This is a genomic window from Nodularia sp. LEGE 04288 (assembly GCF_963896525.1).
Classification (GTDB): domain Bacteria; phylum Cyanobacteriota; class Cyanobacteriia; order Cyanobacteriales; family Nostocaceae; genus Nodularia.
This window is the reverse complement of record NZ_CAWQOY010000036.1, coordinates 1-8,939: the sequence shown is the minus strand read 5'-3', so window position 1 is coordinate 8,939 and position 8,939 is coordinate 1. Positions and strand designations below refer to the sequence as shown.

Below are 8,939 nucleotides of genomic sequence, written 5' to 3'. Positions count from 1 at the left end.
GTCTATTGCGCGGTGGAACCACACTGATCCCTTCCCGAACTCAGAGGTGAAACGCTGCTGCGGCGACGATAGTCTAGGGGTAGCCCTACGCAAAAATAGCTCGATGCCAGGTTTATCTTTCTACGAAGCCCCTTAGCTCTCATCATTGCTAGGGGGTTTTCGTTTATGATGTTTTTATTTTGAGCTTTTTATTTGTTAATACTAATTCTTTCGCTACTGCCCAGCCGTAAAATCCGCTTGAGTGGAATGCACCAACCAGAATAAATGTAGAGCCAAATGTGAGTGAGAATAAGCCTGCCCAGGTTGGAAATCCCATCAGCATACAGCCACGAACAGCAGCAACTGACAAATTGAACAAAACGGATTCCAGTATGTATGAATGAGCTGTTAAACCAAAGAGAACATCCCAAGCCGATATACACCAGCGCGATTGCAATGAGGCAAACTGGACTACAGCGAAAATGGCTATGACTCTGTAGAAACTTTTTCGATAATACCCAATACTAGAGATATCACGAGAAAAATTACTTCAATAATATTTGCATTCGGATATTACCGAGAGAAAATGTTATAAAATAAGCTGTTATACAAAAGATAGACAAGTCAGGATTTAGCTTGTTCTCGGCAATATTTAGAGTGGAATCTTTGAAATGAAGCTTGTTAGTGCGGATGTCACAAATTTTAGGTCTATTGAGGATAGTAATAAATTTGAAATCGGGGATCTGACTTGCCTAGTTGGGAAGAACGAAGCAGGTAAAACTGCTATCCTTCAGGCCTTTTACGGCATTAATCCGTTTGCATCTTTTATTTACGATAGAACTCGTGACTATCCTCGTCGTCACCTTAGTCGTTTTGATGATCGACATACAGATGGTTACTCCAAAGTCATCGAAACACATTGGATTCTATCGTCTGCAGATATAAAACTCGTAAGTGACATTTATGGGACAGACGCGCTGAAAAACGATAAAATTACCATCTCTAGATACATTGGCTACAGTAAACAACACTGGAGTATTCCTTGTGATGAAATAGCCTGTCTAGATCACTTAATTAGTGAATTAGATTTGGATGAAGCAGAAAAAAATTCCTTAAAGAATGCCAAAAATGGAAAAGAAGCCCTTTCGATATTGAATGGGCTTTCTCAGCGTTCAGATAAGCTCGAAGAGTTACTCGCAACTTTAAGCGAATTAAAGGATGGTAGCTTTCATTCGGACATGATAGAAATTCTTTCTCCGAATATGCCAAAATTCTTTTATACATCGCATTTTGATCGAATGTCTGGAGAGATTTCAATTAATCAGATTGAGACTGATATTCAAGGAAATACGGTGAGTCCATCTGATCAAATATTTCTGGATTTTCTTGAGTACGCTGGCACTTCTATTGATGAGTTAAAGGGAGTGTCAAAGCACGAAGATTTGAAGGCGAAGTGTGAAGGAGCTTCAAACGAAATAACGGATGAAATATTTCAATTCTGGAGCCAGAACGACGCGCTAAAGGTGGTAATTGATATAGCCGAAGGCAAAGCTGGAGACAAGCATCCATTCAACTCTGGAACTATTGTCAAAATTCGTATTGAAAACAGCAATCATCGCGTGACTGTACCACTTTCTGAACGAAGTGCTGGCTTTGTATGGTTCTTTTCCTTCCTATCGCAGTTCAAACAACTTAAAAAGACTACGGGTAATGCCATTATACTACTGGATGAGCCAGGATTAACTCTACACGGAAAAGCTCAATCTGATTTGCTACGTTACATCGAGGAAAGGCTTCTTCCTGAGCATCAGGTAATTTTTACAACACATTCCCCGTTTATGGTACCTGCGGAGCGTATGGCAGATGTTCGGATTGTTGAAGATGTAATCAAGTATGAAGGCAGAAAGTCAACCGTACTAGGTACTAAAGTTTCTTCTGATGCATTATTCGTTGATAAAGATACGCTATTCCCGCTACAGGCTGCACTTGGATACGAAATCACCCAGTCACTTTTTATCGGTAAAGATACGCTGCTTGTCGAAGGACCTTCAGACATTCTTTATCTTCAAGCATTCTCTACAGCTTTAAAGAATCGCAAACGTGAAGGCTTAGATTCACGCTGGACAATATGCCCTTCTGGTGGGATAGATAAAATATCACCATTCGCCTCTTTATTTGGTGCGAACAAGTTGAATATTGCAGTATTATGTGATCTTGCATCTGGAGATAAAAGCAAGATAGAGAAACTAAGGAAAAGCCAAGTTCTGAAGGCAAGTCAACTATTTACAGCAGCAGATTTTACTGGTAAATCAGAGAGTGATATTGAAGACTTTCTACATCCAGAACTCTTTGTCAGACTACTAAACAGTGCCTATAGTCTTTCTGAGAAAAACATTCTTAGTGTTGCGAAGTTGGATGCGGCGTTAAATACAGAGCGCATTGTCAAAAAAGCTGAGGCTGTTTTCAGATTGATGACTCAGGATGTGCCAGAGTTTGATCATTTCTATCCCTCCGATTGGTTAATACGCAACCCAGCATTCTTGGTTGATAGCCCTGAACTTGATGAGACACTGAATTCTTTTGAAGAAGCGTTTCAAGTGATCAACAAAGTGTTGCAATAAGAAAGTTATATAAAAGCAAAATAAATTAACTAAGTTTATCAGTTCTAAAAATGGATCGGCTAGCACAAAGATAAATAATTGTGAAGCGAACAGTATATAACAACCGTATTGGAGCGGACTAGCTAAAAATTATAACCCACATTCCGCACTTCAAGAAGTCGTATACAAAAACTACACTTACGGGTAATTCAAAACTATAGTTTTAAAAAATTAAGTAAATCTCAAAAAATAAATTATGCACGCAAAAATTATAGCTTTTTGATTGTGTTGAAAAAGCCACTAAGGAAGTTTAATTCAAATTTTCAAACTAGTGATAAAAACACAAGACCCTAGAATAGGGAATTCTAGATGTGAAAACTAAGATAATAAATAATACTTTTGACAAAAAATAGGTAGAAATTGCAATATTCTACAACGTTCATCCGTTAAGTTAACATTACCAGAACCCCACTACTCACCTAACAGGTGGATAACTTGAGGGGGCGACAAGCATGGTCAAAACAAGATAGGTATAGCATTTCAGTAGTACCTGTAGTTAAAAATTGGCTGACTCAGCAAGTATAATTACCTCTATATATGTAAAGCTACAAATTTAATGACATCTGCTAACCCTGATTGAGTCTTTAAATTGGTGAAAATAAAAGGCTTATCACCGCGCATTTTCTGAGTATCTCTTTTCATTACCTCTAAATCTGCTCCTACATAGGGTGCAAGGTCAATTTTATTAATCACTAATAAATCAGATTTAGTAATACCGGGGCCACCTTTGCGGGGAATTTTATCACCTGCTGCAACATCAATGACATAAATTGTTAAATCTACTAATTCGGGACTAAAAGTAGCTGCTAGGTTATCGCCTCCACTTTCCAAAAATACTAAATCTAAATCAATAAATTGGTTTTCTAATTGTTCAATAGCAGCCAAATTCATCGAAGCATCTTCGCGAATCGCTGTGTGGGGACAACCGCCAGTTTCCACTCCCAAAATGCGATCGCTTGTCAAGGCTTGAGAACGTACCAAAAATTGAGCGTCCTCTTGGGTATAAATATCATTTGTCACCACAGCAATTTGATACTTTTCACGTAAGGCTTTACACAAAGCATCAACTAAAGCCGTCTTTCCCGAACCCACCGGGCCAGCCACTCCAACACGCAATGCACTCATTGTCTTCTATCTAACTCCTAAACAACCTTGTATACTGGGTTTCGTGCTGCATACTCGCTAAGGACAAACCCCAACTACAACAACTGAGTTGGTCATCTTCCAAAGCTAGTATTTTCCCTACATCTGTGCTAATTAATGGTTGTAACTCTAGTAATAGCTCTTGTCCTGCTGTTTGACCAAGAGGAATGAGTTTCACTCCCGCCGTAATCAAATTACTTGCCCAACTATGCAGATATCCCAATAAAGCAACTTGAATATTGATTTGCCAATGAGCGACAGCGATACCAAAAGCGATCGCATAATTGCAAGGATTACCCACAGCATTCACTAAAGGCATAATCTCTGGTTGTAGTTTACCAAGTAATTGGGTAAGCGATCGCCCCATCTGCCAACTAGATGCCCGTAATTCTTGGGTTTCTCTAGCAGCAGATAACCACATATTCCACCGACATAAACCTGAAATATCGCCTATAGTTGCCGATTTTGTAGACCTGACCATCACCGCCGCATCTAACCGAATTGCTCCATAATGTAGTTCTGCCTCTAACCAATGTTTGAGGCTGGCTTGATCAGAAATGATGCCCTTTTCCACCAGCATTTCTAAGCCTTCAGAATAGCTATATGCTCCCACAGGTAAACTAGGACTAGCTAACTGCAATATGTATAAAAAATTGGCATCAGTGAGGGTGATGGTGTCCATAAGCGCCTAATTCTGGCTGAAATGGTAAGGTTTCCTCTGTAATTTCTAGTCCAAGTTGTTCTAGCATTGTGCGTAAAACTGAATCTGGTAATAAGCGTAAATAGCTAGAGGTAATTTCTACGGGTACATGGCGATTTCCCAAATGGTATGCTGCGCGCATTAATAAAAGCGGTGTTTGAGCAAAAACTGTTAACACTGTTTCTGGTTTGGCAGTAATCCTAATTAAACTGCTATTAGTTTCGTCTTGTAAAATATCACCATCTCGCAGTGATGTTCCTCTGGGTAAACGCAAAAATACAACTTTGCCATCTTCCGTTTCAAAGCGATGACGACTGCGGGTGCGTTCTTCTGCTGTGAGTGCTAGGGTGAAAGTGACGGCAACATCAGGGTTAGACGGTTGACGTTGGGTTAAAGTCAGCATAAATCAAGTTTAGATGTCATATTAAGTGCGGTGTATTAGTTACTATTACCTAAATCATTTAACCCCTCCCCGCAAGCGAGGAGGGGAGATAACAGATTTACAAGCAAAATTTTTACACAGACACCAAGCGTCGTAAAGATTCAGCACGGCGCTTTGCAATGGTGTTATTGGGGGCAAATTTTAGCGCTTCTTCATACATTTGTAGCGCTTGGGTAGTTAATTTTTTCTTTTCGTAGGCGTGTCCGAGGTTATTTAGTGCTGTCACGTAGTCTGGTTTACGTTTTATAGCTTCTTTATATTGACGAATTGCTAAGTCATATTGCTCTTGACTAAAGTAAACATACCCTAGTCCGTTGTAAATAGGGGCGGTATCTTCTTCCTCTTCTTCTTCAGCAGCTTTCATAGCTTTTTGAAATAGTACTATCGCCTGAGAAAATATTTGTTTTTCTGAATAAATACTGGCTAACTCGTAATATTCTTGAGCAGTACCTTTTTCTTTCTCCAATTTCTTGCGTAACCTTGACAAGGCACTTTCACGCCTACGAGTTTTGAAAATTTGGCGGAAAACATTCACAACAGCGAATGAAAGCAGACCTACAAAAATTGCGAGATAAATAGTGACTAAATTTTTATCCATTGACTGCAAATATAAATATTAAAAGTTAGTTCTGTCTCTATTATCGGACACTGGGGAGATAGGGGAGATCAGGGAGATATTTCTTCACTTTATCGACTCTCTGATGGTAAGCCCCAATATTCAACACGTTTTTTGAGCCAACCTTCTGCTGTATATTGAGCGATCGCTTCATTGACTTGTCTTCTTAACTGATCATACTGCAATCCTTTGGGCATGACTACAGACAAGGGTTGAGTTGATAGCTTTGTGGGTAAAAGCCGATATTGGGGATATTGTTGCACCCAACCGCTCAGAACACTGGCATCGGCAGCAAATGCTACTACTGTATTACTTTCTGTGAGCGATCGCCCTTGTTGATATGAATCAACTCCAACTAACTCGGCTTTTGGCACATAGTAACGCACTTGGGCAATTGTGCTGGAATTTTTGATTACGGCTATTTTGCGGTTTTCTAAGTCACTTAGCTGACGTACAGAGGCATCTTTTGTGACTATGACAGCGCCATCAAAGTAGTAAGGAACACTGAAACTTACTAACCGGGCGCGGGATTCGGTGGCTGTGACTCTGGCGATCGCTAAATCAACTTTATTGTTTAAGACTACAGACAAGCGATCGCGGTTGGCTACTGGTTGGAATTTGACAGCATCCGCTTTCCCTAAAAAATCCAACGCCAGACGCTTCGCCAAGTCAATTTCTAAGCCTTGTAAATTACCGCCAACATCTTTAAATCCCAAGGGACGTAAGTTATCTTTAACGGCAATAGTTAAATACCCTCTTCGCTGAATTTCGGGCATTTCTGCGGCAGATGCCATAAATCCCCAGGAAAAGCAGACAAGACAAAATATAGTAGCGGATAATACCAGATGTAACGGATTAATTTTTAGCCATCTGTTATATCGGTACTTCATAAAAATAGACGGTATGGGGGAAACTCAGTCACGAAGCTTGCTTACAGGGAAGCGACACTCGCGATTTTAATTGCTGTAATCTTTATCGCCTTGGGATTGCTTCACTCGGTGTGCCTTTGTGTTGCACTTTCGATGGGACAATTACCATCTCAGGCTTGGCAATCCTGTACGCATAAAGGTTTGCTCAAATGAGCCTCCCATTTCTGGGGTAATGTTAGCTTCGTCAATGTTTTAAGAGCTTTTTAAATTTGCAACACTGTTTCAGTGACTTTAAAACTGTTTAATTGCAAATGACAGGGCAGGGAACTAGCTACGCATTCCAGGGTGTCATGACTCAAAAAACGTAGTCAGTGAAGACTTAGACTGGTCAATACAGCTTGCAATTTCTTACAAGCTCAGTCCCTATAGGGCTGAGTTATTGACCCGTTACCACCCTTATCCTTTAGCTTGAAGTGCCAATTCCGCAACCTTGCCGAAACAAGCTGGATCGAGAACTGCCAATTGTGCCAACATTTTGCGATTTAGTTGGATATCAGCTTTTTTCAGATTGCCGATCAACTGACTGTAACTCAAACCATGTTGCCTGGAAGCCGCATTGATCCGAGCAATCCACAGACGACGAAAATCGCGCTTTTTCTTTTTGCGATCGCGGTAGGAACTCCGTAGCGCCTTCATTACCTGTTGGTTGGCGGTTCTAAACAAAGTTGAATGGGAACCACGAAAACCTTTAGCTAATTTGAGAATTTTATTGCGGCGTTTACGAGCTACATTACCGCGCTTTACTCTGGTCATAGTCTATTTCCTGAAAAACTTACAAATAAGGAAGCATCAAACGCACGTTGTCTTCATCACGTTCGTGTACAAGTGTGGACTTGGACAAGCTACGCTTTTTGTTAGAAGACTTGTGTTCTAAAAGGTGGTTTTTGAAAGCTTTGCGACGCACAATCTTACCTGTACCAGTGGCACGGAAACGTTTTGCCGCAGCTTTACGAGTCTTGAGTTTAGGCATGGTCTGACTTTAATTCGACACAATCCATAATTATATACTATTATTTACAGATTTAAGTGGCTCAAGTAACGACACATTCCGGAAACTGACGTTTTAATGCCGGAAAAACCGGACAAGGCGCTTGTTCTTGTAAATTTTCTGGTTTGCTCCAGGTAAAGGGTGCTTTTTGTGATGCAGACATCCACAATAGCCGCTTTGCTCGTGTCATAGCAACGTAGAGTAAACGATACTCCTCAGAGGTTTTCAAATGTTCTGCCTGTTTCCACGCTTGGGAGACATCAGGTAGATCAGATTCGCCGTGCAGTGCAGTGCGAATTTGGGCGCGGGCTACTTCTGATAAAGTAAAGTCGCCTAAGAACTGGCTTTTGGGAGGAACCCAAAACTTACCAGGAATTAAGTTTTCGTGTAGAAAGGGCATAAATACATAGTCCCAATCCAACCCCTTGGCTTTGTGCATAGTGATAATCGTCAGTTGACCGCGACGGGTATAACGCGCGTCTAAATCATCTGTTTCCACTGGTTCAAACCGTTCAGAAGTGACGATTTCACTTAAAGCTGAGAGCATTGCTTCCATTGAATTGTTCTCCGTTATTTGCTGGTTTACCCGTTCGGCGAGTTTGTCAGCAGTTGCCAATTCGGCTTGGTCGTATTTTAAAGTTAAAGCCAGAAAGGCAATCAGTTGATACAGGGGCAGTTCTAACCGAGCGCGGAGTACACTACGACACAAATGTGCGGCTTTTTTGACTGTATCTGACTGGAGTTCTGCGAGGGGACTGGGATATAAAAATTCTTCTGGTACACTAGCGAGGGCGTTGAGGTCTTGGGTAGGAATTAATTGACGCTGTACCAATACTTCTAAAGCCGCTTTGAGGTAGTCAGGAGAATGGGGGCGATCGCAAAATTGCAATAATCCCAACATTTCTTGGGGGATATGAGAACGGCGATCGCTTTCGCCTACGTCATAAAGTGTAATTTTATGCTCCTTACACATAGGAGTTAACATCTCTGTTAGCCAGCGACCTTGACGATTTTCTCGCACCAAAATTGCCGCACTACTTTCTGTAGGGTCTTGAGTAAACAACTCAACTATTCTTTGGAACAGCAATTCAACTGTGTGATAAATATCGCGGGGTGTATAAAGTTCTAGTCCTCGTCCCACTGCTACTGGGTTGGCATTTGTTTGAGGATCGGCGGTATCAACGGGGCGGATGTTTTGAGAATGAAAGGGCGATGAGGGCGATTGCTGCTTTTTGAGTTGATAAAAGCTGTTTACCCATTCTAGGGCAAAGTTAGCGGCGGCGATGATAATTCTGGTACTGCGTCCGGCTTGATCCATTGTGGCTAATTTACCAAGGCGATCGCACACTCCGCAAAACTCCCGAAAATAAATCGGATCAGCTGGCGTAAAAGTCGAGTTAATCGCTTGATTAGGATCACCAACTCGCACTAGGTTGAGTCGGAAGTGGGATTGAGAAATTTCTTCTCCCCTGCCCCCTGCCC

General features: G+C 41.2%; 10 protein-coding genes and 1 rRNA gene. 2 read left to right on the top strand and 9 right to left on the bottom strand.

Features of this window, described 5'->3' with window-relative positions; translation table 11 throughout:
- Positions 1–112, top strand: a 5S ribosomal RNA gene (rrf, locus tag AACX33_RS03320); the annotation flags it as partial.
- A 51-nt stretch (positions 113–163) separates the two neighbouring features.
- On the opposite strand, the gene AACX33_RS03315 is transcribed toward rrf, so the two are convergent.
- Positions 164–349 (bottom strand): hypothetical protein, encoded by a 186-nt coding sequence (locus AACX33_RS03315; protein ID WP_227789426.1) that lies wholly within the window; start codon positions 347–349, stop codon positions 164–166.
- A gap of 301 nt (positions 350–650) precedes the next feature.
- Between AACX33_RS03315 and AACX33_RS03310 the strand changes: the two genes are divergently transcribed.
- Positions 651–2,600 carry an AAA family ATPase gene (locus AACX33_RS03310; protein WP_194002218.1) on the top strand — a complete coding sequence of 650 codons (1,950 nt, stop codon included), beginning with the start codon at positions 651–653 and terminating at the stop codon, positions 2,598–2,600.
- 570 nt (positions 2,601–3,170) lie between these two features.
- On the opposite strand, the gene ureG is transcribed toward AACX33_RS03310, so the two are convergent.
- The 8 genes from ureG to AACX33_RS03270 form a co-directional block, all read right to left on the bottom strand.
- The gene (ureG, locus tag AACX33_RS03305) at positions 3,171–3,764 is read right to left on the bottom strand and encodes an urease accessory protein UreG (RefSeq protein WP_194002220.1); all 594 of its coding nucleotides are present in this window, start codon (positions 3,762–3,764) and stop codon (positions 3,171–3,173) included.
- A gap of 10 nt (positions 3,765–3,774) precedes the next feature.
- Positions 3,775–4,464, bottom strand: coding sequence for an urease accessory protein UreF (locus AACX33_RS03300; RefSeq protein WP_194002222.1), 690 nt, complete (start codon positions 4,462–4,464; stop codon positions 3,775–3,777).
- Positions 4,442–4,885 (bottom strand): urease accessory protein UreE, encoded by a 444-nt coding sequence (gene ureE, locus AACX33_RS03295; RefSeq protein ID WP_194002224.1) that lies wholly within the window; start codon positions 4,883–4,885, stop codon positions 4,442–4,444. The genes AACX33_RS03300 and ureE overlap by 23 nt, the downstream gene beginning before the upstream one ends.
- A 112-nt stretch (positions 4,886–4,997) precedes the next feature.
- On the bottom strand, positions 4,998–5,522 hold the full coding sequence (locus AACX33_RS03290; protein WP_194002226.1) for a tetratricopeptide repeat protein: 525 nt from the start codon (positions 5,520–5,522) through the stop codon (positions 4,998–5,000).
- Positions 5,523–5,611: 89 nt separating this feature from the next.
- On the bottom strand, positions 5,612–6,430 hold the full coding sequence (locus AACX33_RS03285) for a transporter substrate-binding domain-containing protein (protein ID WP_194002227.1): 819 nt from the start codon (positions 6,428–6,430) through the stop codon (positions 5,612–5,614).
- Positions 6,431–6,865: 435 nt separating this feature from the next.
- The gene (gene rplT, locus AACX33_RS03280; protein WP_194002229.1) at positions 6,866–7,222 is read right to left on the bottom strand and encodes a 50S ribosomal protein L20; all 357 of its coding nucleotides are present in this window, start codon (positions 7,220–7,222) and stop codon (positions 6,866–6,868) included.
- A gap of 19 nt (positions 7,223–7,241) precedes the next feature.
- Positions 7,242–7,439, bottom strand: coding sequence for a 50S ribosomal protein L35 (gene rpmI, locus AACX33_RS03275; protein ID WP_006197432.1), 198 nt, complete (start codon positions 7,437–7,439; stop codon positions 7,242–7,244).
- 61 nt (positions 7,440–7,500) lie between these two features.
- Positions 7,501–8,939, bottom strand: a 1,439-nt coding sequence (locus AACX33_RS03270) for a 3'-5' exonuclease (RefSeq protein WP_227789424.1), incomplete at its 5' end; no start/stop codon positions are given.